This is a genomic window from Sphingobacterium sp. JB170, assembly GCF_900163865.1.
Classification (GTDB): domain Bacteria; phylum Bacteroidota; class Bacteroidia; order Sphingobacteriales; family Sphingobacteriaceae; genus Sphingobacterium.
Map to the genome: position 1 here is coordinate 154,683 of NZ_FUKU01000014.1, position 25,197 is coordinate 179,879.

General features: G+C 40.3%; 25 protein-coding genes and 1 tRNA gene. 6 read left to right on the forward strand and 20 right to left on the reverse strand.

From position 1 onward, the window contains the following. Positions 1 to 30: 30 nt before the first annotated feature. The 9 genes from FM107_RS04560 to FM107_RS04600 form a co-directional block, all read right to left on the reverse strand. The gene (locus FM107_RS04560) at positions 31 to 1,218 is read right to left on the reverse strand and encodes an aspartate aminotransferase family protein (RefSeq protein WP_086947341.1); all 1,188 of its coding nucleotides are present in this window, start codon (positions 1,216 to 1,218) and stop codon (positions 31 to 33) included. 105 nt (positions 1,219 to 1,323) lie between these two features. Next, positions 1,324 to 1,767 (reverse strand): hypothetical protein, encoded by a 444-nt coding sequence (locus FM107_RS04565; protein WP_256959337.1) that lies wholly within the window; start codon positions 1,765 to 1,767, stop codon positions 1,324 to 1,326. Further along, positions 1,767 to 2,591 (reverse strand): hypothetical protein, encoded by an 825-nt coding sequence (locus tag FM107_RS04570; protein ID WP_086947343.1) that lies wholly within the window; start codon positions 2,589 to 2,591, stop codon positions 1,767 to 1,769. The genes FM107_RS04565 and FM107_RS04570 overlap by 1 nt, the downstream gene beginning before the upstream one ends. Before the next feature lie 33 nt (positions 2,592 to 2,624). Beyond that, the gene (locus FM107_RS04575) at positions 2,625 to 3,170 is read right to left on the reverse strand and encodes an RNA polymerase sigma factor (protein WP_086947344.1); all 546 of its coding nucleotides are present in this window, start codon (positions 3,168 to 3,170) and stop codon (positions 2,625 to 2,627) included. A 17-nt stretch (positions 3,171 to 3,187) separates the two neighbouring features. Then, entirely contained in the window at positions 3,188 to 4,141 is a 954-nt protein-coding gene (locus FM107_RS04580) for a transketolase family protein (protein WP_086947366.1), read from the reverse strand. Between the two features lie 77 nt (positions 4,142 to 4,218). Then, the gene (locus FM107_RS04585; RefSeq protein WP_086947345.1) at positions 4,219 to 5,067 is read right to left on the reverse strand and encodes a transketolase; all 849 of its coding nucleotides are present in this window, start codon (positions 5,065 to 5,067) and stop codon (positions 4,219 to 4,221) included. A 246-nt stretch (positions 5,068 to 5,313) separates the two neighbouring features. Next, a complete protein-coding gene (locus tag FM107_RS04590) occupies positions 5,314 to 5,868 on the reverse strand; it encodes a NifU family protein (protein ID WP_086947346.1) in 555 nt (184 codons plus the stop codon). A 68-nt stretch (positions 5,869 to 5,936) separates the two neighbouring features. Further along, positions 5,937 to 7,286, reverse strand: a complete 1,350-nt coding sequence (gene purB / locus FM107_RS04595; RefSeq protein WP_086947347.1) for an adenylosuccinate lyase — start codon at positions 7,284 to 7,286, stop codon at positions 5,937 to 5,939. Positions 7,287 to 7,462: 176 nt separating this feature from the next. After that, entirely contained in the window at positions 7,463 to 7,681 is a 219-nt protein-coding gene (locus tag FM107_RS04600; RefSeq protein ID WP_086947348.1) for a hypothetical protein, read from the reverse strand. Positions 7,682 to 7,911: 230 nt separating this feature from the next. Here FM107_RS04600 and FM107_RS04605 point away from each other — a divergent pair, with 230 nt between their 5' ends. After that, positions 7,912 to 9,261 carry an acyl-CoA dehydrogenase family protein gene (locus tag FM107_RS04605; protein ID WP_086947349.1) on the forward strand — a complete coding sequence of 450 codons (1,350 nt, stop codon included), beginning with the start codon at positions 7,912 to 7,914 and terminating at the stop codon, positions 9,259 to 9,261. Between the two features lie 76 nt (positions 9,262 to 9,337). Here the strand turns inward: FM107_RS04605 and yidC are convergent, their stop codons facing one another. The 3 genes from yidC to rplS form a co-directional block, all read right to left on the reverse strand. Further along, positions 9,338 to 11,152: a membrane protein insertase YidC gene (gene yidC, locus FM107_RS04610; RefSeq protein ID WP_086947350.1), complete on the reverse strand. Its 1,815-nt coding sequence runs from the start codon at positions 11,150 to 11,152 to the stop codon at positions 9,338 to 9,340. A 45-nt stretch (positions 11,153 to 11,197) separates the two neighbouring features. Next, positions 11,198 to 12,802 carry a CTP synthase gene (locus tag FM107_RS04615; RefSeq protein WP_086947351.1) on the reverse strand — a complete coding sequence of 535 codons (1,605 nt, stop codon included), beginning with the start codon at positions 12,800 to 12,802 and terminating at the stop codon, positions 11,198 to 11,200. Between the two features lie 245 nt (positions 12,803 to 13,047). Continuing rightward, entirely contained in the window at positions 13,048 to 13,395 is a 348-nt protein-coding gene (gene rplS, locus FM107_RS04620) for a 50S ribosomal protein L19 (protein WP_086947352.1), read from the reverse strand. A 305-nt stretch (positions 13,396 to 13,700) separates the two neighbouring features. Between rplS and FM107_RS04625 the strand changes: the two genes are divergently transcribed. The 5 genes from FM107_RS04625 to FM107_RS04640 all read left to right on the forward strand — a co-directional run bounded on the left by FM107_RS04625 (position 13,701) and on the right by FM107_RS04640 (position 17,283). Then, positions 13,701 to 13,774: transfer RNA gene (locus FM107_RS04625), tRNA-Pro, on the forward strand. 308 nt (positions 13,775 to 14,082) lie between these two features. Then, positions 14,083 to 14,265: an Arm DNA-binding domain-containing protein gene (locus tag FM107_RS19915; protein ID WP_256959338.1), complete on the forward strand. Its 183-nt coding sequence runs from the start codon at positions 14,083 to 14,085 to the stop codon at positions 14,263 to 14,265. Between the two features lie 112 nt (positions 14,266 to 14,377). Continuing rightward, on the forward strand, positions 14,378 to 15,226 hold the full coding sequence (locus FM107_RS04630; protein WP_256959339.1) for a site-specific integrase: 849 nt from the start codon (positions 14,378 to 14,380) through the stop codon (positions 15,224 to 15,226). A gap of 35 nt (positions 15,227 to 15,261) precedes the next feature. Beyond that, positions 15,262 to 15,981 (forward strand): helix-turn-helix domain-containing protein, encoded by a 720-nt coding sequence (locus FM107_RS04635; RefSeq protein WP_086947353.1) that lies wholly within the window; start codon positions 15,262 to 15,264, stop codon positions 15,979 to 15,981. Between the two features lie 99 nt (positions 15,982 to 16,080). Further along, entirely contained in the window at positions 16,081 to 17,283 is a 1,203-nt protein-coding gene (locus FM107_RS04640) for an IS256 family transposase (protein WP_086947354.1), read from the forward strand. A 156-nt stretch (positions 17,284 to 17,439) separates the two neighbouring features. On the opposite strand, the gene FM107_RS04645 is transcribed toward FM107_RS04640, so the two are convergent. From FM107_RS04645 to FM107_RS04675, 8 genes are all read right to left on the reverse strand, one after another. Next, a complete protein-coding gene (locus FM107_RS04645; RefSeq protein WP_373407988.1) occupies positions 17,440 to 18,771 on the reverse strand; it encodes a deoxyguanosinetriphosphate triphosphohydrolase in 1,332 nt (443 codons plus the stop codon). Positions 18,772 to 18,841: 70 nt separating this feature from the next. Next, positions 18,842 to 19,438, reverse strand: a complete 597-nt coding sequence (locus FM107_RS04650) for a 7-cyano-7-deazaguanine synthase (protein WP_218778917.1) — start codon at positions 19,436 to 19,438, stop codon at positions 18,842 to 18,844. Next, on the reverse strand, positions 19,426 to 20,643 hold the full coding sequence (locus FM107_RS04655; protein WP_086947356.1) for a PfkB family carbohydrate kinase: 1,218 nt from the start codon (positions 20,641 to 20,643) through the stop codon (positions 19,426 to 19,428). The genes FM107_RS04650 and FM107_RS04655 overlap by 13 nt, the downstream gene beginning before the upstream one ends. Next, on the reverse strand, positions 20,616 to 20,936 hold the full coding sequence (locus FM107_RS19315) for a hypothetical protein (RefSeq protein WP_143559423.1): 321 nt from the start codon (positions 20,934 to 20,936) through the stop codon (positions 20,616 to 20,618). Before FM107_RS19315 ends, FM107_RS04655 begins: the two co-directional genes overlap by 28 nt. A 323-nt stretch (positions 20,937 to 21,259) precedes the next feature. Then, positions 21,260 to 22,123, reverse strand: coding sequence for a DUF2971 domain-containing protein (locus tag FM107_RS04660; RefSeq protein WP_086947357.1), 864 nt, complete (start codon positions 22,121 to 22,123; stop codon positions 21,260 to 21,262). A gap of 89 nt (positions 22,124 to 22,212) precedes the next feature. Further along, positions 22,213 to 23,379: an AbiH family protein gene (locus FM107_RS04665; RefSeq protein WP_086947358.1), complete on the reverse strand. Its 1,167-nt coding sequence runs from the start codon at positions 23,377 to 23,379 to the stop codon at positions 22,213 to 22,215. Positions 23,380 to 23,962: 583 nt separating this feature from the next. Next, entirely contained in the window at positions 23,963 to 24,232 is a 270-nt protein-coding gene (locus FM107_RS19320) for a hypothetical protein (protein WP_143559424.1), read from the reverse strand. A 129-nt stretch (positions 24,233 to 24,361) separates the two neighbouring features. Next, positions 24,362 to 25,006 (reverse strand): hypothetical protein, encoded by a 645-nt coding sequence (locus FM107_RS04675; RefSeq protein WP_086947360.1) that lies wholly within the window; start codon positions 25,004 to 25,006, stop codon positions 24,362 to 24,364. Positions 25,007 to 25,197 lie beyond the last annotated feature (191 nt).

The window sequence follows — 25,197 nt, forward strand, 5'->3', positions numbered from 1 at the left end:
ATAGGTTTATGTTTACCGAAGTTAATCTTTTTAGCAGAATTTTTCAACACCTTGGAGGATAATTTCACAGGCTTTTCTGATTTCCGGCTCACTAATTGTGAGGGGCGGAGCAACGCGAAGAGCGGTTTCACAGTGTAGATACCAGTCAATCATCAGGCCCTGAGATGCGCAATACGAACTAACTTGATAAACTTGATCGAAAGTTTCCAACTGCAAGCACATCATTAAGCCCAACCCACGTATTTCTTTGATTTTAGGCGTGTCAAGGAGTTGGCGGAATAAAATTGCTTTTTCTTCCACGCCCGCCAAGAGGTGCTGCTCTTTAATTACCGCTAACGAAGCTCTCGCTGCTGCGCAGCTCACCGGATGACCGCCGAATGTTGTAATATGGCCAAGCATAGGGTTATCCTTTATGACATCCATTATTTCTTTACGGCTAACGAATGCGCCCAGCGGCATGCCTCCTCCAATACCTTTGGCTAACATCAATATATCCGGTACAACATTAAAATGCTCAAAACCGAACATCTTACCAGTTCGTCCAAAACCAGTTTGTATTTCATCAAAAATGAGTAAAGCGCCGGTGGCGGTGCACTTTTCACGTAGTGCACGCATGAATTCGACAGTAGGGATCCTTACGCCCGCTTCGCCCTGAATAACTTCGAGTATTACTGCTGCGGTTTGTTCGGTGATAAGATTTAAAGAGCTTTCGTCGTTCAATTTGATGAAATCGATCTCGGGAAGTAGTGGTGCATAGGCTGTCCTGTACTCGGGGTTGCCGATGAGACTCAGCGCTCCCTGCGTGCTGCCGTGGTAGGCTTTTTCGGCCGCAAGTATTTGACGCCGGCCTGTATATTTCTTAGCGATCTTCATGGATCCTTCAACTGCTTCGGTTCCGCTATTGGTGAAGTAGACCGATTGAAAGCTCGAGGGAAGTTCGGCTAATAATTCGCTCGCGAATTGTACTTGGGGGGCTTGAACGAATTCGCCATAAACCGTCACGTGCAGGTATTTCTCCAGCTGATCCTGGATGGCGGCAATCACTTTGGGATGGCGGTGTCCAATGTTACTAACGTTAAATCCGGAAACCAGATCCATATATTGCTGACCATTTGGCCCATATAGGTAAACGCCTTCGGCGCGTTCGATTTCGAAAAGTCGTGGCGAAGAAGAGGTTTGTGCTGTGTTTTGTAGAAAGAGTTCTCTATTGCTAATCATGATATAAACAAAGGACAAAATTAACTCAATACTTTGAAACGTCAGTAATTAAATTGTAAGAATGCAAACGGACATAAAATAAAAAAAGAAGCTTTTTAGCTTCTTTTAACGATTTCTACGTTGGAGTTCTTTATAGAGTAGTTCTCGGAAATTTTGTTCGATCTGAAAGAACTGAGACGCCCTAGCTGATCCAACGATTTTTGAGAATTTTTGACGATATTCTTTTTTTACTTCGAGTTCCCGTGCGTCGTACGACAGTACGTCTCGCCGCCTGGAGCCGCTGAAAGAATTGACACCCTTAGGGACCGACGTGGTCGATTTACCCTTTTTTTCAGATTTCAGTGCCCATACCTTTTTACTGTACTGGTTGTATACCGGGAAGAAACGCTGAGCCTCCGCCTGTGTCAGGTTTAGCTCTTTGGTAATATAAGCTATTTTTTCATTTTCAATAGCTGTAAACCGTTTAGAATCTCTCGGTTGAGCATTGACATGCAGCAAGCATAGAAACACGGCACAAAGTGTAACGATGATATGTTTATAACGTAACATTATAGCGTGTAATTTAAATAGTCTTCGATTTCGTCATATTCTACTTTACTACCTATCCCTTGGGATGCGGTAGGCTGATAGAGGTATTCCATTATTAATAACATATCGTCACTATCTGTTGAAGATGATAGATAGTTTATGATTTCTTTTTCAGAGATCGAGCTCAAATGAGACTCGGTCACATTGACCTGGTTATGGTCGGTGATTGTCTGGTAAGAAGTAATTCCTAAAATTGCCGTGACACACGCAGCGGCAGCATATTTTATCCATCCTTGGATATTAAAACGAACTACTCTCGGTGCGCTTTTTACTTCGCGGTCTTGTGCGGATACCGCTACGGTTATCTTGTTCGTTAGTTCTTCAAAATAATCCGAAGGGACCTCAAAGCCATCCGTTTTTAGAGTTGGGGAAAGGGTGTTTTTAATTATTGATGCTTGGACACGTGCTGGCAGTTCTTGAAAATACCCCTCGGGTGTTGTAAACTCGTTTTCGTCTTTACGCAAGTTATCTATGCGAGCATTGGATATGATACGGCTCGAAAGGTTCGCAAAATAACCTTCGGGAACCGTGTTACCCATGGCTTGCCCTGAAAGGGAATCCAATTTTACCTGCGAGATAATCGTACTATTGAGCTGCTTGAAATAATCTATTGGAACGCTGAACGGCATTGTCTTTGAAGCGGACTTCTCAAGATCAACTTGTATGCTAATTTTAGCGGTAAGATCATCAAAATAGCCGGCGGGTATTTGGAAAGGATTTGAACGCAAGGAATCGACGAAGTTTTTGTCCTCGAAACCGTTATGATATGTGTTTTTTTCCTTCATGTCACATCTTAGAGCTAAAAATATAGCCAAGGTTTAATCGTTACTCGCAAAATATTTTTCTATTTTTTTGACCGCTAAGTGATAGGACGCTTTTAAGGCTCCAACACTCGTTCCCAGGATGTCTGAAATTTCATCATATTTCAAATCCTCGAAATATTTCATGTTAAATACTAGCCGCTGCTTTTCGGGAAGCGTTATTAAAGCTTGTTGAAGTTTCATTTGCGCTTGGTCACCATTGAAGTAGCTGCCTTCGGCTAAGGTTTCTGCGAGATATCCAGCGGTGTCGTCATCGAGTGATATATTCTGTTTTTGTTTCCTTTTGTTTAAAAAAGTGATGCACTCATTGGTCGCGATACGGTAAAGCCAAGTGTATAGCTGTGAATCTTCCCTAAATTTTTCTAGGTTTCGCCATACTTTTATAAAGACTTCTTGGACAACATCGTCCGCATCGTCATGATTAATGACCATGCGGCGGATGTGCCAATATATTTTCTGTTGGTATTTATTGAGTAAATAGCCAAACGCCTCTTCGCGCGTGCGTTCATCAGCAAATTTTGAAATGATTTGGGCGTCTTCCATTTATTTGAATCGATGATTTATTTTCTGGTTATCACTTTACGCGCTGCCGCTACGATCGCAGCCGCATTTAAACCATATTTTTCCATCAGCTGAGCGGGTTTACCCGATTCACCAAAGCTGTCATCAACTGCAACGTACTCTTGTGGCGATGGTTTTTTAGTTGCCAACAATTGTGCGACACTATCACCCAAACCGCCAAGACGGTTGTGTTCTTCTGCCGTCACAACGCAGCCGGTTTTATGTACCGAATCAAGGATAGCTTTTGTATCTAATGGCTTAATCGTATGAATATTTATAATCTCCGCGTTAATGCCTAATTTCTCGAGTTCTTCACCAGCTTGAATAGCTTCCCAAACTAAGTGGCCTGTTGCGATGATCGTAACATCCTTACCTTCATTAAGCATAACCGCTTTGCCAATTTCGAAATTCTGGTCTGCAGGAGTGAAGTTAGGTACGACAGGGCGACCGAAGCGTAGATAGGCCGGGCCTTGGTAGTTTGCGAGTGCAATTGTTGCGGCTTTAGTTTGGTTGAAGTCACATGGATTTATGACCGTCATGCCTGGAAGCATCTTCATTAACCCAATGTCTTCAAGAATTTGGTGCGTTGCGCCGTCTTCTCCAAGTGTCAGTCCCGCGTGGGAAGCACAGATCTTTACGTTCTTTCCCGAGTAAGCTATAGATTGACGAATTTGGTCATAAACGCGCCCTGTGGAAAAGTTTGCGAAAGTTCCCGTGAAGGGGATTTTGCCACCAATAGTAAGGCCAGCTGCGATTCCCATCATGTTTGCCTCCGCAATACCAATTTGGAAAAAACGTTTTGGAAATTCCTTGATAAAATCATTCATCTTTAAGGAACCGACTAAGTCAGCACATAATGCCACTACATTTTCATTCTGTTTTCCGGCCTCTAATAAGCCAGCACCGAAACCAGAACGCGTATCTTTTGATTCAGTATAAGTGTATTTCTTCATTTTAGTATTCGTATTTAGCATATCACATCTTCCATTTTAACTGTTATGGGTGTGCTCATCTAAGTCTACCGTATCTATTAATAATCGCCTATGGTTCTAGGAATTTGGTTAAGCGCAAGTTCGAGTTGCTCGTCATTCGGTGCAACACCGTGCCATTTATGAGATCCCATCATGAAGTCCACGCCATTACCCATTTCGGTGTGTAACAAAATGATAACAGGCTTTCCTTTGCCAGTACACGATTTAGCTTCGTCAATACCTGCAACAACTGAAGCCATATCATTTCCTTTTTGTACCTCAAGAACATCCCATCCGAAAGCTTCCCATTTAGCACGTAAGTCACCTAAAGAAAGTACTTGATCGGTGGAACCGTCAATTTGTGCTCTATTGTAGTCCACAGCGGCAATGATATTGTCCATTTTGTTGTGTGGAGCATACATAGCTGCTTCCCACACTTGGCCTTCTTGAAGCTCACCATCACCCATTAGTACGTACACTAAACGGTCGTCATTATTCAATTTTTTAGCTTGAGCAGCACCAATTGCTGCGGATAGGCCTTGTCCTAACGATCCTGAAGCGATGCGTATACCTGGCAGATGCTCATGTGTCGTTGGATGTCCTTGCAGACGAGAATTAAGTTTTCTAAATGTGGAAAGTTCACTTACAGGGAAGTATCCTGCACGCGCAAGGGTGCTATAGAAAACGGGAGAAATGTGCCCATTGGATAAAAAGAATAGGTCTTCACCTATACCATCCATATTGAATGATGGATCATGTTTCATCGCGTGGAAGTACAATGCAACGAAGTAATCTGTACATCCTAAAGATCCTCCCGGGTGGCCAGATTGGCAAGCATGCACCATACGAACAATATCTCGTCTTACTTGTGAAGCGGTTTGTTCAAGGTTATTGATATCTGCACTCATTTTTTAATATAATGTTTCGATTATTTTGCGGATAAAGTTAATGATTTTTAATCTTCTAGGGGAAAAAAGCTGAACTTAATTCCGGTCGCTCAAAGCGGGTGAATGGAACAGCGGAAAAGCAAATAGATAACCCAATTTTAGGCGTGTTGCGATGTGCCGGTCCAGTGCCGGGAAGGTAGCATAAAAAAGAGAGCTATCGATCAGTCGATAGCTCTCCTTTTTATGCTTAATATTCAATTTTGGTTGTTACATTGCCTCTGCAACGACTTCTTCAACCTCAGGGACCATTCTTTTTAATAATCCTTCGATTCCGGCTTTTAGTGTAATCGTTGAAGAAGGACATCCTGAACAAGAGCCACGGAGCTCCACGGTAACGGTACCTTCTGTGAAAGATTTGTAGGCAATGGCGCCGCCGTCTTGTTCTACCGCAGGACGAACATAATCGTGTAAAACTTGTTGGATTTTAACCTCAAGATCTGTACCGTCAAATTCAATGTCCTCAGAATGTTCTAGCGGCTTCACAGCAAGTTCGGACTCTACAGCCCCTTTAACAAATTCTTTTAACAAGGGTTCAATATCAGACCAGTCGACGTTCTCTGCTTTGGTGACGGTGACAAAGTTACTCGCAAAAAATACGCCATCTACAAAATTGAACTTAAAGAGTTCGCGCGCGAAATCCGATTCTTGTGCTTTTTCCTTATTTGGATAATCCAAACTACCATTGATCAATAGTTTGTTGACCAAAAACTTCATTGTTGAAGGATTTGGGGTAGTTTCTGTATATACGTTAATAGTTGCCATTTTTCGTCTCTTAAAAAATCAAATATACATCAATTCTGAGCTTTCTCAAGTCATCTGCACGTCAAAGGTTACAGAACAATGCCGGTATAATTACTTGGGGAGATAGCTTTTATCTCATTTTTCACGTCTTCGGACACATTAAGCCCATCTACAAAGTTGGCGATAGTATCCTGCGTGACATGTGTATTGGTTCGCGTTAAATCTTTTAATGCCTCGTAAGGCTTTGGATAGCCTTCGCGACGCAAGATCGTTTGTATTGCTTCGGCGACGACAGCCCAATTGTTATTCAAATCATTTTGCAACGCCGTTTGATTTAAAATTAATTTACGTAATCCGCGAAGCGTAGACTTGATGGCGATAAGTGTGTGCGCGATGGGCACGCCAACATTCCGAAGTACGGTGGAATCGGTAAGATCTCGCTGCAAACGCGAAATAGGGAGTTTGGCAGACAGGTGCTCAAAAATTGCGTTTGCAAGCCCGAGGTTACCCTCTGCATTTTCAAAATCAATCGGATTAACTTTATGAGGCATTGCCGAAGAGCCGATCTGTCCCGCGGTGATTTTCTGCTTGAAGTATTCCATGGATATGTATGTCCACATGTCGCGACAAAGGTCGACTAAGATCGTGTTTACACGCTTTAATCCATCACAGCTTGCCGCAAAATTATCGTAGTGTTCAATTTGTGTCGTCGTTTGTGACCGGGTAAGCCCCAGTTTGTCGTTGACGAAATTATTCCCAAAGGCCACCCAGTCGGTTTGCTTATAAGCAACATAATGCGCATTGAAATTTCCTGTTGCGCCACCGAATTTTGCTGAATAAGGTACCTGCTTTAAAAGTTCTAATTGCTTTTCGATGCGTTCAGTAAATACCTTGATTTCTTTTCCCAGCCGCGTAGGCGATGCTGGTTGACCATGTGTTCGCGCGAGCATCGAAACGTCATTCCATTGCCCTGCAAGCGATTTTAGTTCTGTTGTGAGCTCTTCGATCGCCGGGAAATAAACGTTATTTAGTGCTTCTTTCCACGAATAAGGTATCGCCGTATTATTAATGTCTTGTGAGGTAAGCCCGAAATGAATAAATTCTAATGAATCGTGAAGACCGAGTTGTTCAAATTTGCTTTTTATAAAGTACTCGACGGCCTTTACATCGTGATTGGTGGTCTTTTCCTGTTCTTTAACCCACCGGGCATCTTCAATAGTGAACTTTTCGTATATTTCACGTAGCCTATCGTTTAAGGAACCGTCGAAATGTGCGAGCTGAGGAATACCCGTTTCACACAATGCAATAAAATATTCCACCTCAACCAATACGCGATATTTTATCAGAGCAAACTCTGAGAAGTAATCAGAAAGTTCTTTCGTGGTATTATAATAACGTCCATCTATTGGAGTGACAGCAGTAAGGGCCGATAGCGTCATGGCTTTATATTAAAATTAAATAGTAGTACCCTTTTTCATCAAGGGCGTCGTTAGCTTAGCCTTTAAGCTTTTTGCAAAAGTAATAAAACTCCCGCAGAAGAACGTGGAAATGGTTGTAAAAAGAAAAACCCGCACTTTTCGTGCGGGTTTTAAAGTATTTTTAGATAAGATTCGGATTACTGAACGTTTTCTAATGAGTCAGCAATTGAATCACCTTCTGCAGTAATTGAATCAGCTACATTGTTTAATGAGTCAGCGATTGAATCAGTAGTGTTTTCAACTACAGTTCCTAATGAATCAGCAGCTTGCTCAGTTGAAGTAGATGCACCACCACATGAAGCGAACGCGATTGTTAACGCTAAACCTAAAAATCCGAATTTGAATAAATTTTTCATCTTTTTAATTTTCTATTTTATTGAAACAAATTTGTTTAATTACTATTTAATACCGGTAACCGAAAAAGGTAACCCACTGCTCAAAAAAAAATAACTCATCTGAGTTCTACGATATTAATCGTTGGTTTTTTTTGAGCCGGGGCAAATATATAACAGTTTTATCGAAATGCAATAATAAAAAACTATTTTGATAAAAATTTTGTTACACCATTGATAACCCCTATTAAATCATGATAAAAAAGATCAAGAATATTGTGCGTTTGTTGAAGTCGATAGATTTAGAACAAATAGAGAAAATTTCGCAAAAGGTTGACCTGGCAGCGGTCATGACCGCGGTGTCAAAGATGGATGATAACCAGCTTAAAGGCGCGATGAAAATGCTTACAGGATCGACCAAGAAGCGTGAGGCACCACCGATTGACGCCGATTTTTATGCTGTAGAGGCTAAATTATCGCCAGAAGACCGTGCCTTACAACTTAAAGTACGTGAATTCTTGGAGCGAGAGATAAAACCGCTGGTTAATAAGTACTGGTTGCATGATGAGTTCCCCTTTGAAATTATACCAAAGCTCGCCGAGCTGAATGTCTGCGGATATGTGTTTAAAGGGTATGGTTGTGCGGGCGGCTCCTCGCTAATGGATGGCATCATAGCGGCAGAGTTTGGACGTATAGATCCTTCCATCGCCACCTTTTTAGGTGTTCAAAGCGGACTTGCCATGGGATCGATTTATATGTGTGGGTCGGAAGAACAGAAACAAGAGTGGCTGCCTTCGATGCAGCGTTTAGAGAAGATCGGGGCGTTCGGGCTAACGGAGCCGGAAGTAGGATCGGCTACGGCAGGAGGCCTTACGACGACCTGTCGCAAAACAGAAAATGGATGGGTACTCAATGGGCAGAAAAAGTGGATCGGAAACTCGACGTTCTCCGATATGACCATTATTTGGGCCCGAGATTTGGATGATGGACAAGTAAAGGGGTTTATCGTTCGCAAAGAAAATCCTGGCTTTATGGTGGAGAAGATAAAAGGGAAAATGGCTTTGCGGATTGTTCAAAACGGACTAATAACGCTGACCGACTGTGTTGTTCCTGAACACGACCGTTTGCCTAAAGCAAATAGCTTTAAAGATACCGCTAAGGTGCTTCAGATGACGCGAGCTGGCGTGGCGTGGATGGCAGTAGGATGTGCGCGTGGCGCATACGAGAATGCGCTGGAGTACACCCTAAACAGAAAGCAATTTGGTAAACCTATCGCTGCCTTTCAACTTATTCAAAATCACCTGGTGGAGATGCTTTCTAATTTGACGGCTATGCAGACTTTAACTTTTCGGTTATCCGAGCTCCAAGATGAAGGCAAGCTTAAAGATGAACATGCCTCGCTGGCCAAGGTGTTTTGTACATTGCGTACCCGCGATATTGTTTCACGTGCGCGGGAGGTGATGGGCGGCAATGGCATTTTATTGGAATATAATGTCGCTCGCTTCCTAGCAGATGCGGAGGCAATATACTCGTATGAAGGAACAAAAGAAATTAACTCACTGATTGTCGGAAGAAGTATAACGGGCATTAGCGCGTTTGTGTAGAAGGCTAGGTATATAAAACGAGAGCTCGATAAGTAAAATTTATCGAGCTCCTGTTCTAAATATTATATAGAATATATTATTTCTTCTTCTTCTGGGCGGCTTGCTGTTGACGCATCATATCTTCCATTTTTTGTTGGAATGTAGATTTCTTTTGTGCCTTAGGATTCTTTTTATTGACCTCTATTTTCGCTAAGATCTTATCGTCATTAATAAATTGACGGATGATAACTTGCGTTAAGAATGTTAAAACAGCAGCTAGGAAATAGTAATAGTTCAAACCGGCAGGGAAGTCATTTAAAATGAAAATGAACACCAAAGGCATGATATAGCCTATGTATTTCATTTGATTATTCGCCGCACCTGAAATCGCGTTATTATACCATGTTGAAAGCAGCGTTGTTAATGTCATCAATACGCACATCAACGAAAGGTGACTAACTCCGAAAATCGGAGCGAACGTTATCGGCGCGTCATAGGTTGATAAGTCTTTTACCCAAAGGAAGCTCTCCCCGCGTAATTCGAATAAGTTCGGAAAAAACATAAAGAAAGCAAGTGTGAATGGCATCTGCAGTACCAGTGGTAAACAGCCTCCAAGTGGATTAACGCCGGCTGTTTTATAAAGCTTCATCGTTTCTTGCTGTACTAACATAGCATTGTCTTCGCCTACCTTCTCCTTTATTTGGTCAATCTCTGGTTTAAGAACCCGCATCTTAGCCATCGACTGATATGATTTGAAGGTAAGCGGGAATAACACCCCTTTCAATAGAACCGTCAAAATCAAGATGATTATACCGTAGCTCAGTTTGAAACCATCTAAGAACGAGAAGATCGGTGCGGTAAGGAATTTATTGATCCAACCCATTGGTCCCCATCCCATGTTAATGATTTGTTGTAAATCGTCACCCTGGCCTTTGAGTACTTTGTATTGGTTGGGACCGAAGAAAAACCGGAATGCGTATTGGTTATCTTTTTGAGCAGAGAAATCAAGGTCAGCTAGAAGCTTGTAGTTTTTTACGACTGCTGAATCCGTGTCGTATGCCACGGTAAGATCAGCATTTTTTAATGCTTGGTCTGCACGTAATACTGCCGAAAAAAAGTGCTGTTTATAGGCCACCCAGTTTAGGCTCTCTTCGGCTTTCTCATTTTCATCCTTGGTTTCACTCAAATAATCCACCTCTCCACTATTGGTACGGTAGAAGATCGTTGATTTATCTCGTTCAGATTTTGCATTTAACTCTTTGCGTAGAAGATTTGTCTGCCAATTTAGCGTAATGGTATTGGTTTTGACGTCCATCAAGTTTTGTATTCCTACCGCCTTAACATCTAGGCCGATGTTATAATCGTTGCCCGTTAATGTATAGGTATACTCGAGGTATTGCGTCGGTGAATAGTTCAAGCGGAAGCTAATCGAGTTCGATGATTCTCCGGTGACCGTAAGGTCTCCTCCGTTGGGGACGAAGTTCAGTTCACTCGTATTGATGTTTTCGTTGTTCGCTTTGAATAAGAAGCCAAATTGATTGTGTCCCTCGTTTAGGATCATCAGTGGTGTACCGTCAAAATTCGTCTCATCTTTTAGCTGTACGGACCTAATACTTCCACCTTTGGAGCTGATTTTTGCGATAATTAGTTCATTTTCCAGCGTGATAACCTGCTCCTCGGTTACTCGAGCTGCACCGAACGGTTTGCTGAGTAGTTCGGTAGTATCTATTGTTATTGGTGTCGCCGCTTTTAAAGTGTCGTTCAAAGGAGCTATCCCTTCTTTTGCTCTTTTTATAGAATCTTGGAGTCTTTGCTCTTGTTTTAATTCTTGTTCGGACGGTTTCATCAAGTAAAATGAACCTGCCAAAATTCCAAAAATCAGCACTAATCCAATCAGGGTATTTCTATCCATTTTTTATTTATTAATAGTTTTTATTTTCAACCTACTGTCGAACATTTACTTTTTGTTTGACAAACAAGCGGCTACAAAGCTAACAAAAAGTGGGTGAGGATTTGCAACCGTTGATTTTAATTCTGGGTGAAATTGTCCCGCTACAAAGAACGGATGGTTTTTGAGTTCAACAATTTCCACGAGCCCTGTGGAAGGATTGATTCCTGAAGCTACCATTCCCGCCTCTTCATACTGTTTCAGGTATGCGTTGTTAAATTCGTAACGGTGTCTATGGCGTTCCGAAATTTTTGTTTTTCCGTATATATGATGTGCTTTGGAACTTTTTTTGATTTCACAATCGTACGCACCAAGTCGCATCGTTCCACCCATTTCTGTGATGTTCTTCTGTTCTTCCATTAAATTTATAACAGGATGCGGGGTGTTTTCGTCCATCTCAAAGCTGTTTGCTTCTGTTAACCCCAGGACGTTTCTGCCAAATTCGACTACTGCACATTGCATTCCCAGACAAATGCCGAAGAAAGGTACTTTTGTTTCCCGTACATGTTTTATTGCCGCTAGCTTCCCCTCGAGTCCACGTTCACCAAAACCGGGAGCAACCAAAACACCATCTAAATCATTTAGCTTCTCATGTACATTGTCTGCGGTAATACTTTCTGCAGCAATATAATTTACTTTGACCTTCGTTTCATTAATAGCTCCAGCATGGATAAATGCTTCAGTAATTGACTTGTATGCATCGGGTAGTTCAACGTATTTTCCTACGACGCCTATGTTAACTTCGTTTGTTGGGTTTTTTAACTTTCCAAGGAATGTTTTCCAGCTGGCTAAATCAGGGTCGATTTTCGTTGATAGTTTTAACTTCGTGAGCGCTGTTTTGTCTAATTGCTCGCGGAGCATGTTTAACGGTACGTCATAGATTGTTGGTGCATCAATAGACTCCACTACGGCATTTATGTTGACGTTACAGAATAATGCTAATTTTTTGCGAATATCTTGGTTGAGTTTATGTTCGGTACGACATACAAGGATGTCGGGTTGGATTCCGTATTCTAACAGTGTTTTTACAGAGTGTTGCGTAGGTTTTGTTTTTAGCTCGCCAGCGGCTGCCAAATAGGGTACAAGTGTAAGATGGATGACAAGGGAATCATGGTTTCCAAGTTCCCAGCGAAGTTGACGTACAGCTTCAATGAATGGGAGGGATTCGATATCACCCACCGTACCCCCTAATTCCGTTATTACGATGTCATACTCACCGGTTTGACCCAGCAGTTGCATGCGTCGTTTGATTTCATCGGTGATATGAGGTACAACTTGAACCGTTTTGCCAAGATACGCTCCCGCGCGTTCCTGTTCAATCACATGTTGGTATATCCGTCCCGTGGTAACATTGTTTGCTTGGGAGGTGGGGACGTTAAGGAAGCGCTCGTAATGACCTAAATCTAAATCCGTCTCTGCACCATCTTCGGTAACGTAACACTCCCCATGTTCATATGGATTAAGTGTTCCTGGATCGATATTGATATATGGGTCAAATTTTTGAATGGTTACTTTTAAACCTCGGGCTTGTAAAAGTTTGGCAAGAGAAGCTGCAATTATGCCCTTTCCTAACGACGAGGTCACGCCGCCCGTAACGAAGATATATTTACTCATAGCAATAGTGGAATTTCAAAATTTTGAACCAAAAAGATGGTGCTAAATCTGCTTTATGTACGGGATACAAAGGTACGTTTTTTCCAAGACTAAGCGAAATTTTAAGAAAAAATATCAAACTATATCGTTGCTTGAAAAACCCGATGGGAGGATTGTCGGGACAGATCACTCTGCCGATGGGAAGTGTATCCAAAAAAAGCCCCTATGAAAATAGGAGCTTTTATATTTTTTGAAAGTGTTCGTAATTAAACGCGTTTTGTTCTGATACGTGCAGCTTTACCAGTTAATCCGCGTAAATAGAATAATTTAGCGCGACGAACTTTACCGTGGCTGTTCACTTCAATTTTCTGAATGTTTGGCGAGTTTATAGGAAAAATACGTTCAACTCCTATTCCATTGGAAATTTTACGAACAGTAAAAGTAGCATTAGTACCTTCGCTGTTTAGTTGGAGGACGACGCCTTGGTACACCTGAACACGCTCTTTGTTTCCTTCGCGAATTTTATAATGGACACTGATGGTATCTCCGGCTTTGAATGCGGGGTTTTCATTTTTTACTACCGCTTGTTCTTCTACAAATTTTACTAAATCCATGATTTCGAGTAATTATTAACGATTTTATTCCTGTAAAAATCGGACTGCAATATTACGACATTTTTTTATAAAATAAAAACGTCTACTGGTAATTTTGGTAGTCTGATTACAAGTGCGTGCAAAGGTAGTAAAAATAAATTCATATTATAGATCTATTTTTACTTTTTGTTTTAGTGACTAGTATTGGGGTACACGTAAAATTATCTCGCAATAAATGAATGTTTTAGGAGGAATTGTAAAAAAAGTGTTGACATAATCCGAATAACGCCGTATGTTTGTGCCACACAAAAAAAGTGATACCTAATCGGGGTGTAGCGTAGCCCGGTATCGCGCCACATTTGGGATGTGGAGGTCGTAGGTTCGAATCCTGCCACCCCGACGGAAAAGCCTTCAAAGGCGGTCAAACCCCCTTAAATCGTATGATTTAAGGGTTTTTTTTTTTAGTTACCCCAATTTGTTCAAGTAAAACCAAAGAAAATGGGACCTATTCGGCTACCCATTGACGTTACCTATCTTTGTGTCCCAGAAAATTGGTTAATAATCTGTAGATCAGTTGGTTGTTATTGTTTGTTTTGGTGCTCTTTGTAGCCATTTGGTACCCTGTTCTAGTTTTTTCCGGGACCCATTGATACCAAATGTTCATAAATGAACCCAAATCATGGACATGTAACCTTTAAAATAGTTGATATGAAAACACAGAATTGCACATTTGGAGTGATCTTTTACCTCAAGAAACAAAAGACATCAGCACAGGGTACGGCACCTATTTGCGCTAGAATAACAGTTAACGGAAAACGTACGGAGATTTCGGTGAAACCCACCGTTTCCGCCTCCCAATGGGACGTTACAAAAGGAATGGCAAAAAGGTAGCCGGCAGCAGCGGAACTCAACCGGTTTCTCGATCGGCAAATCGGGGCCGACGCACGTGGGGTTAATCGATTAACATAATAGGGAACAGGGGAACAGACTTGCTTTCGGTACGATGAAGAACTACTATACCACGCAAAACTATATCAAAAATTTCCTGAAAGAAAAGTACCGCCGGACTGATATAGCCCTATCTGAACTGAATTATACATTTATTGCTGATTTCGAAAGCTACCTGCGGAGCTATAAACCTAAAGACCATCACAGACCATTGAACAATAGTGGCATCATGAAGCATATTGAACGATTGCGAAAAATGGTGAACATGGCCGTCATGGCGGACTGGCTGCCCAAAGATCCTTTTGCCAAGTTCCGCAAGCGTTTTGATAAAGTGGAACGTGGATGCCTTACTAAAGCGGAGCTTGATAAGCTTGAAGGGAAGCAATTCAAGATCGAGCGTCTGCAACATGTACTGGATATGTTCCTTTTTAGCTGCTATACAGGATTGGCGTATATCGATCTTTCCGAGCTTACACCCGATCACATTGTTACCGGAATTGACGGAAACCTCTGGATATCCATGAGCCGGGCAAAGACGGAAACGAGCGTACGTGTGCCATTGCTGCCGAAAGCAAAAAGCCTGATGGAAAAATACGCAGACGACCCAAGGGCGGTCAGTAACGGTACAGTATTCCCGGTAATATCCAACCAACGGATGAACGGCTACCTGAAAGAGATCGTGGAGATATGCGGCATCAAAAAGAATTTGACGTTCCATATCGCAAGGCATACTTTCGCCACCACGGTCACGTTGAGCAATGGCGTGCCGATTGAGAGTGTCTCGAAAATGCTGACGAGTATCCGTACCACGCAGATCTACGCCAAGGTAGTTGAAAACAAGCTGAGCGAGGACATGGGAAGGTTGCAGGAAAGGCTGGCAGGAACATTACAGATAAACGGTTAAAAAGCGTATTTTTGTTAACCATAGTATGAAAGGATATGCCTGAACAACAGAATATAGAATACAAACAGTCGTGGCGGGACGAATACTTGAAATGGGTATGTGGTTTTGCCAATGCACAGGGAGGTCGGATATACATTGGTCTCGATGACAAAGGAAATGTTACCGGGGTGGATGACTATAAAAAGCTCATGGACGATCTGCCCAACAAGATCGTCCAACAGTTAGGGCTTGTCGTGGATGTCAACCTGCATGAAAAAAGTGGACAGTATTACTTAGAGGTAATCGTGTCACAGAGCACGGTGCCCATTTCCTATCACGGTGTACACCATTACCGTAGTGGAAGTACTAAACAGGAGTTGAAAGGAACGGCATTGCATAATTGGTTGTTGAAAAAAAGTGGAAAGAGTTGGGGAGATATTCCCGTTGCTGGTGCTACAGTCGATGATCTGGATATGGAAACCATACAGTCATTCTTAAAGAAGGCTATCAGTAAAGATCGTATTCCTTCATCAGCTGCCGAAGAAGATGTTATGCTACTTATGAAACGTCTTAACCTGCTTACCAAAGACGGAGAGCTGACCCATGCTGCAATATTGCTGTTTGGTAAATATCCCTATTCCATTTCTCCGACCACCAGTTTCAAGATCGGTAGGTTTGGCAAGAGTTCCAGCGACCTACTGTTTCAGGATATTATAGAGACCAACCTGTTAACCATGATCGAAAAGGTCATGGAAAAACTGGTAGTATTTCATTAACTGTGTAAGTAGAAAAGTTATTCTGAAAAGTTTTGAGCCATTAAGCTCAAAAAAACTTTTTGGAAAAAACTTTTTGATTATTTTTAACCCTTACATAGTATGATTGACAAAGAACGATTATTGAACGACAAGGATTTCTACAAGTCCTTTAAAAACGGCGAGGATCTTACCTCTTTTTTTAAGCAGATGCATAAACGAGCAGTAGAACATATGCTCGAAGCAGAACTTGACGGCCATTTGGAAAATGAAAAGCATGAGAAAAGTGTTGATGGCAATTACCGAAATGGGCACGGGACAAAAAAAATAAAAACCAGTTACGGCGAAGACGAAATCAAAGGCCCCAGAGACCGTGATGGTACCTTTAACCCCGGTTTGGTTCCCAAAAGGCATAATATCATTGAAGGCTTAGAGAACGTGATCATCTCACTTTATGCCAAAGGAATGAGTGTTAGCGATATTGAGGAACAGATCCGGGAGATGTATGACTTTGAAGTGTCCACTTCCACTATTTCAAGGATTACCAATGCATTAGCCAGTGAAGTGGTTGCCTGGCAAAATAGACCGCTTGATGATCTATATCTGATCGTCTGGATGGACGGGATTGTCTTCAAAGTTCGTGAAAACTCCAAAGTCATCAACAAAACAATCTATTTGGCAGTCGGACTTAATCGTGAAGGACGAAAAGAAGTACTTGGTATGTGGCTAGGCAAGAACGAGAGCAGCAGCTTTTGGATGAGTGTTTTAACCGATTTGAAAGCGCGCGGAGTAGAAGACATTCTGATCACGGCAACCGATAATTTAAATGGCTTTACAGCAACCATTCGCAGCGTATTTCCACAATCGCAGACCCAGATCTGCGTGGTCCATCAAATACGAAATGCCTGCAGATATGTGGTATGGAAAGACAAAAAGCAGTTCACAGCCGATATGAAGCATATTTACACGGCAGTAAACAAACAAGCAACTGAATTGGCCTTGAAGGACTTTTCTGAAAAATGGGAATCCAAATATGGCTACGCTATCAAATCCTGGAAAGATAATTGGGATGAATTGACCGTGTTTTTTGACTTCCCGCTAGAGATCAGAAAAATCATCTATACAACAAACTTGATAGAAAATCTCAACGGAAAAATCAGAAAGTACACCAAGAATAAAATGTCATTCCCAACAGATGACGCTGTTTTGAAATCGGTATTCTTGGCTTTAAGAGAAGCAACTAAAAAATGGACGATGCCAATTCACAATTGGGGAATAGTACTTAACCAATTTATTCTTATTTTTGAAGAAAGGCTCAGAATATAACTCCGAGCCTAAATTTTTCTGTTTACACAGTTAATGGGATAGTGTCCCGGAATGCCATGCGATTAATCGCTCCCAATCGAGCTTTATATCCCTAAATAACCACCGGAACTGTGGGCAGCTTACTCCGGTGTATGCAACTTACTGTTTAATCGTCGATCAGATTTCTATTCCTCTCAAATTCCGATAAAGTTTCAATGCAAATAGATCAGTCATTCCGGATATGAAATCTATTATATGCATCACCTTACTATAATCAGAAGCTTCTTCATCAAAATAAAATTGAAAGGGGAGCAGCTCTAAGACTTTCTTATGTTCTTTTTCTCGTTCTTTTTTGGGTGCGAGCGCGGCGGTAACAAAATCCTCCACTAAACCAGCCATAATACGAAATCCTGCGAGTTCAAGTTTAACTACGCCCTTATAGTTGTAAATTTTTTCAACTGAAACTTCGTTTATTTTTTCTAGACTTTGTTTCACTTCTTCGATATCTTCGATTAAAGTATTATCATACTCTCCAGCCAGTATCTTGGACGAATTTTCGATAAATACCTCCGCACATTTTAATGTCAAGGTATTGATTGCTTTTGCACGTAGGTATGACACAGCCTCGTTTCGGTCATGCTGCAATTCTTTCAATTGATCAGATACCCATGAACATTCCTCTTTTGGGTTCGTAAGGACTATTGGCAAAAGGAGATCTTCCACTTCTTGATAGGACACAATACCTAACCTATGAGCATCTTCTAGGTCAATGATATTATAACAAATATCGTCGGCAGCTTCTACAAGATATACAAATGGATGTCGTTTATATCGAATAAAATCCCTTTCACCATCATCATTTATCATATTTAATTCTTTCGCAACTTCTAAAAAGACATCCTGGTCTATTTGAAAATATCCATATTTTTTAAGGTGTTTTCTGCCATTTTTTCCTTCGGAAGACGATGAGCTACATGGATATTTTAAGATTGATCCTAAAGTGCTATAAGTAAGCCTAAACCCTCCCTTGGCCTTCCCATTTTGCTGCATAGTGAGGATTCGTAATGCATTTGCGTTTCCCTCGAAGCAAATGAGATCTTTCCATTCTTCTTCAGAGAACCTGTTTCGGAACTCATCGTCATTTGATTTCTTCTTAAAATATTTTGATATTGCTTCCTCACCAGAATGCCCAAACGCTGGATTTCCTAAATCATGCGCTAAACAAGCCGCAGAGATTACGTTTTTTAGGTTATTTCGATAAAATTTTCTAGCGGTCTCATCACTATTTATCTCCTTTATTTCTGAAATATGTTTGCCTATAATTTTTCCTAGGGAGCGACCTACACTAGCAACCTCTAATGAATGAGTGAGTCTATTATGTACAAACACCTCTTCTGGAAGAGGGAATACTTGTGTTTTGTTTTGCAGTCTTCGAAATGGGCTTGAGAATATGATGCGATCCCAATCTCGTTCGTATTCAGTTCTTACACCTTTTTCCGTGTTTTTCATCCCGAAGCGATTTGAAGAAAAACAGTTCATCCAAGTCATTTTGTTTGCCATGTATTATTGTATACTAAAATTATATATTCAATTCATAACGAACTCTTAAATTTTTCTTACATCCGCTACATTTACCACAAGCGATGTTTGAAGTGTGACAGGAATGAGCCAATGATAAAAGCTCAACCGGTACTTTATACATCTTTGCAAGTTCATGCGTGTAGTAACCAATAGATTCGCAGCAAACTTTTATTGAACCCTCTTGGTAAGAAGTTAAGTCATTAATAAGCTTATAAAATGCCTCCGTTCCATCTTTATGAAAACTATCTGATTTAACTAAAGCAAGGTGTAGTTCGGTTATGTCGTCTTTTATTCCCTGCATCAACGCCAAGGTAATCAATAATTGATTCCGGTAAGGCCACCACTCAGGGGAAGGGGCTAATTCATGATTAATGTTGTTAGCTAAGCTTCCTGAACCAAGACTACGGCAATCCACTTCGATAATTTTGTGTTCTATTTTAAGAAACTCACAAACATGCTTAGATACGTAGATCTCCCTTTCAGCCACGTTCTGTCCGTAATTAATTGTATAAGCAATTTCGGGCTTGATCCCAAAGCTCAGACAAATACTGTCCATACCACCAGAAAGCAAAATAGCTTTTTTTATAGGTTCCATATCGCGTGATAAATTGCTGTAGTGAGGTTGTCGAATAAGGTGAGCTTTCCAGGCGATAGCATTAAGAGTTTATCATCGTTGCAGGTTCTATGGTATCCAATTATAGTCTTATTTGTAGCAAGTGCATACCCAGATTCTATCAAGGTTCCAGAATCAAGATGGTCAAACATACAGAATACTAGATCAGCATCATCAAGACCTTTTAAATCTTTCAAAGCGACAGATTTGTCAATTCCCAACCCAACCTCGTGAAAAGGAGAGAAAATGTTGACTCCGAATGCCAAAAAGGCGTTCCGAATCTTCTCAACAAGAATAAGGTCCGCAAGGGTAAAAAAAGGAGCGGCGAGATAGATTTTTTTTAAGGATAAATCTCCTGGTATCGTTTCCTTGTATGGAGAAGTTAAGCCAAGTGAGTGAACATCAACATATGCCTGTAGATCACAGAAATATGCCGTCGATAAAGAGGCATTTGATGCGCTAACATCAATCGGCAGACCCTTCACCATCCAATAGTAGGCAAAACTTGCTGTGAAAATATCTCCAGATCCTATTTTATGAACTTGAGGAGTGATATATGATGGAATAACGTGTCGCTTTTTTCCGTCATAGAGCGTCGCACCATATGGGCCATTTTTTATGATAACCGCTGTTACCTCTTCTTTCTTAAAAAAATATTCCACTATTTTATCTATGTCATCGCTTTCTGCAATTGAGGAGGCTTCACTCATGTTGACTATATAAACAAGTTCTTCAGCAGTTCCAAACTCGGAGAACTTTCGAGGAGTAATCGCAGTTTGTGGATCATAAACAGCTCGCTTTGAATTAATTCTACAGTCAGACTCTAGAAGACCATAAGCTACAACGTCATCGGCCTCAATGTTGATACCGCTAGTTTTTTTAATATTTGATAGTCCAGGAAATATACTAGGATTGTCCAGCGCAAAACTATATTTGAAAGCTATCAGCTCAGAGCTAGGAGTTAGTTCGAATGATAACGCATTATATGCGTTAACATTTTCATTTAAATATTTCTCGACCTCAGAGTTGCCGCTCGTGTGAAATTTTACGCTACAGTTGTTTTCCAATAAATATTTACAACACCTAAAACCCGAGCCAAATATCTCATGTGTAAGTGAATCGTCGTTTATTTCTCGATATGTGCCCCCGACTACAGTTATCATGTGTGTCGAATAGTTACTGTGCATGTTAATGGCGTTAATTGGACTACTTCCGCTTCGTACGAGTTCCCCGCATCAATGCATGCTATTACATCTCCACTGTTGGTGTGGATTACTGAGCCTAGAAGTACTCCGTTTCCCTCTAGTACTACTAAGGTTCTTCGATCATTAACCTCTACTTCTAATATATCTCCTATAACAATATTAGGCAATAACGCTAAGTCGACAGATGATAATTTTGTTGTGATGGAGCTGCTAAGGCAATTGAAGGCTGCAGCTGGTGGTGGTTCGTATCCACCGAATCCTCCTGATCCACTCATATTTTAGTTAATTTATTAAGGTGATTATTTAGTTTATAAAAAGTTGTCGTTTTTGATTAGATGACGATCATGTCTTCATCATACCTTCGATCCTTTTTATATTTTATAAATATAAAAAATGTTCTAGACAAAACAATATTAGTATAGAATTATAACTATTTACTAACTTCACCGTATAAACCATATGATCATGAATTGCATTTGTCGTATACTTGTGAAAAATCGATAAATGTTACGTACCGTCTTTGGTCGATAAATAGTCTATGGCTGTAATCTATCAAGTGTCGTCCAATTTAAATATAAGACCAATCATTTCTTGTTCATTAGTGAATTCTGCTACAAGATATCCTCAAATCATCGTCTAGCTCTATATTATAGACTTTTACCCAAGATTTTTTTTCAGAGACATGTTGTAAAACCTTTTCTCTGTTTTCTGATGATATTCTGGTACCAAGATATATAGCACTGTAACAACTTGCTGGTATTGGGAGAGGGTTTGGAACATTGTCGTGATTTGTGAATAAGCGACGTATTTCATCTTCATATGAATAATATTCACTTTTATACGCTAACCAACTGATCAGTTTGCCTTTATTATCATCGCCATTTAAAATTACGGGTTTTAAATTCTCAATGTACTTTACTCGAAGAAAGGAGGGAGCCTTCGGCGTGCTATTAAAATGCCTAATCAAACCATAACCATCATACTCAATACATACACCTTTATAACTGTCTGCGTAATGTGCCCACATTAATTCATTTAGATACTTTGTACTGAAGCAAGTAACTCTTACTTTCTCAATCATGGCTTTTTTTGTTGCTTCAAATGCCGATGAAAATAATTCTCCTTTTATGTGGTTCTGATTGTTGAGCTTTTGAATCTGTTCTAGACTATACTTCTTCTTATGTGCACTCTCCAATGAACGTTTTAAGATGTCTAATGCAAGTTCTTTAGAACATCTCAAAAGTTTGGTTGAACAATCTTTATTGTCGTTGAACTTTACGGGGGAATTAAAATAGATTTGACTATTGAAAAGATTATCTATCCCGTTATCCGCGTTGCTGTACTTATACAAGTATCGTTGCTCCCATAGAAAATCTAATCCTTCAAAAAGTAGGTTCTCACTCTCACTTGCAAATTGTCCTCGTAAGTAGTTTTGTTTTAAATTGTCGAAAAAGTCGGACATATTTTATCTGATTTTTTACTATACTAAATGTTCAAAATAAATGCGTTAATACGTGATCCCTAGAGAACTCAATATTAGGTTGATTTGCTTCAGATAGCAACCTCTAGTTTTTCATCCCCTTGAGCCTTGTACTGCGGAAGCACGTTCATGCTATTTTTTGGAAGCACTCTCTTCCTAAGTTTTTGTTTGTCGCGAAATTGCCTAGAAATATCCTCGCATATTTCATTGAAATTATCCGTTCCATCATCCCTCATCCTATAGAAGATATCTATCGAATTACAGTTTTCGTGTTCAAAAATCATATTTAGGAGTGTCCTGTCAGATCTGCCACATGAATGCCCTATAATTTGTACCTGATAGGTTTGTGATTCAATAAAGCGAAGTAAATCATGATAGTTCTTTGTTCGCAAATACCACAACGATTTTACGTGTTTGAGAAATCCATCAACACTTTCCTTTTCCATTTCTTCGAAATCATCGTCTAGTTCATCGCCGTACCCGAAAATCATAGGGTTATGTTCATCTGTGATTGACCCATGGATTTGGTTTATTGAGACGTTAGGAATGTCTACATATTGGGCCACGGTATTGGTATAATTAAAATTCAAGACATAGATGTCGGACGCATGATGATTGTACGGTGTACTTTTGTTAAAAGCTGTAAATAATAGGGAATGATCAACAGGTTTCGTAATGATCTCTCGATAAGCATCGATATAAGTATCTTGCGGTAGATCTAATAAATATTGTTTCAGGTTCTCACGGAGATAGTTAAGCTGGGTGTTAAGTTCCTCGACTGCCTTTTGTTTATTGTACTGTCTACCTTTCTTACTTTCATGTAAAATAACTCTTAAGCAGTTGTAATATGTATCTTCTATATCAACCCAATCGCCACAACTGTTTAAAATGAGTTCCCCGCCAAATATTGAATCTGTTTTAATGCTTAGTGGTTGAGTCGTACTCTCACGTATGGTGCCATATGACGAACCGGGAAAACCTACATCGAAATGCTGTTTGATTTGGCAAGCTTTCATTATTTCGTAAATGTCCTTTTCAACATACGCATCAAAATCTTTAATAGTCCTATTGATTGAGCAGGAAAATAGCGGAAATTGCTTTCGCCTTTTCTTTCTCGGTTCTTCTGCATTCATCTCCCGAAATTCCTTTTTTACAAGCCAAACTATAAAATCTCTATAGCTAGTTGGTAATCCGTGGGAAAGATCAAACCCGTTACCGATGATAATTAGTTTCTTCATAAAAGTTTATAATAAGTCAATTATAAGGATACGCGTTAACTCTCTACTTTACAATGTATACAATGTAGTAGGATAGACTCTTCGTGTTCTGTTGTAATGTAAAATACGTAGCCCTCTATACTTTGTTAAATAACAGCAAAAATCAGTTTTCCACATTACGAAAGGCAGCTATTTCAGCTGCCTTTTCTTTGTTTCTATCACTTACATGATGTGCGGAATGGGCTGTAGTCTAAGCGTCAGCACCATTTTTACAATGTCCTTTAAGAGACTAATTGCCTCCAGCAGGAGTTTCGTCATTAGCAACAAGTGTAAAATTTTTTGCGAAAACTTTTCCAAAATTTGGTTAAGTTTGACGTGTAATTTGATAAAGAGTACATTCATTTATCGTATAAAATTACCGTTAAAAAATATGAGAAAGCCTAATGTTACAGCATTGGGCCTTTTCTTTGTGTGGTGCTCCTTGACCGTGTTGTTACAAATATCAAACATTTAAATTCTGGACGGTAGTGATACTTTTTAACATCCTTGACAAATAGGAACTATAAACCGCGTTCTACGCATGTTTTTTGTGTAAGAGATTGATTTATAGAGTTTGATGTGTATGTTGAAAACTCAAAAATGCATTGTTCTGCTGAATTACAGAGATATACAGAGAATGGACATTTATAGCGTTGGATGATGCCGCCAGCTGGGAAGAGTGGTAACAGAATTGCGAATAGTCATAACCTTCCGGATAGCAGGCCCTGTACTCTTCCCACAGAAGTTTAAGTGTTACGCCGACCTTGTCCAGTTCTTCCTCAAAGTAACGGAGGCGCTCCTTTAGATATTCATAGCGAGATCGCCGGAATGCCATGTGATTATTGCTCCTAATCGAGCTTTACCTCCTTAAACAGCCACCGAAACTATGGGGTCAGCTTACTCCGGTGTATACATTAAAGCGGAATAGTGGGGTAGTATGGCGCGAAAGATGCACGAGCCTCAATTAATCTAAATTTGTGTAGTTTACTCTGTCTTTATAGGGGTGACTATCAGATTCCCCAAGATAATATTTTTTTACGAGTGGGTGCATATAACCCCGCGGATAATCTTTCCATTCAATTATTCCATCTTCACTGATGTTTCCAGACTGTAAATATTCGTTTTCCGAATTAGTGTCTCTAAAATAACTGACTCCAAAAACAGCATGCTGTGGAATAACCTTCTTTTGATCAATTACACATTTCTCGAAGGCTATATTTATACCGGCGACATTTGTTGCTACACTTGGATAAACAATTCCTTTGAACCCTTGGTTGAAAAGGAATTTACTATATACGGCTGAAATCTTATACTGGTTGTCGTCATTTATTTTCTTTGAGAATTCATTGGCTAAGAATTGGTCAAATTCCAGTGCGCCTTTTATAAACTCAGTTTCTAGATTTTTATAGCTTGAGATAAATTCTGCTCTGTCTTCGAGAACACTATTTGCATGTTTAAGCGTAGATCCAATATTCCCAACAGTTATATCTTCCGTTGCAAACCAACTAGAGATAACAAAGTATAATCGTATGCATACGAACGATCTGTAGATAAAGTTGATTCTAAGGAAAAGGGTCTTTACTCCAAGATTGGGGAGCTTTAGGTACAAGTTGATTTCTTAAAAAAGGTTTTGGGCAAATGAGTCTAGAAGATAAACGCCAGCTTATTTGCCCGTCATTCAAAAATTTGAGCGTCTATAAGCAATGCAAAGTCATAGATCTGCCGCGAAGCAGTTACTACTTTAGGCCACAGGGACTTTCTTTGTTCAATCTTCGGATCATGGAAGCTATTGATCGAAAA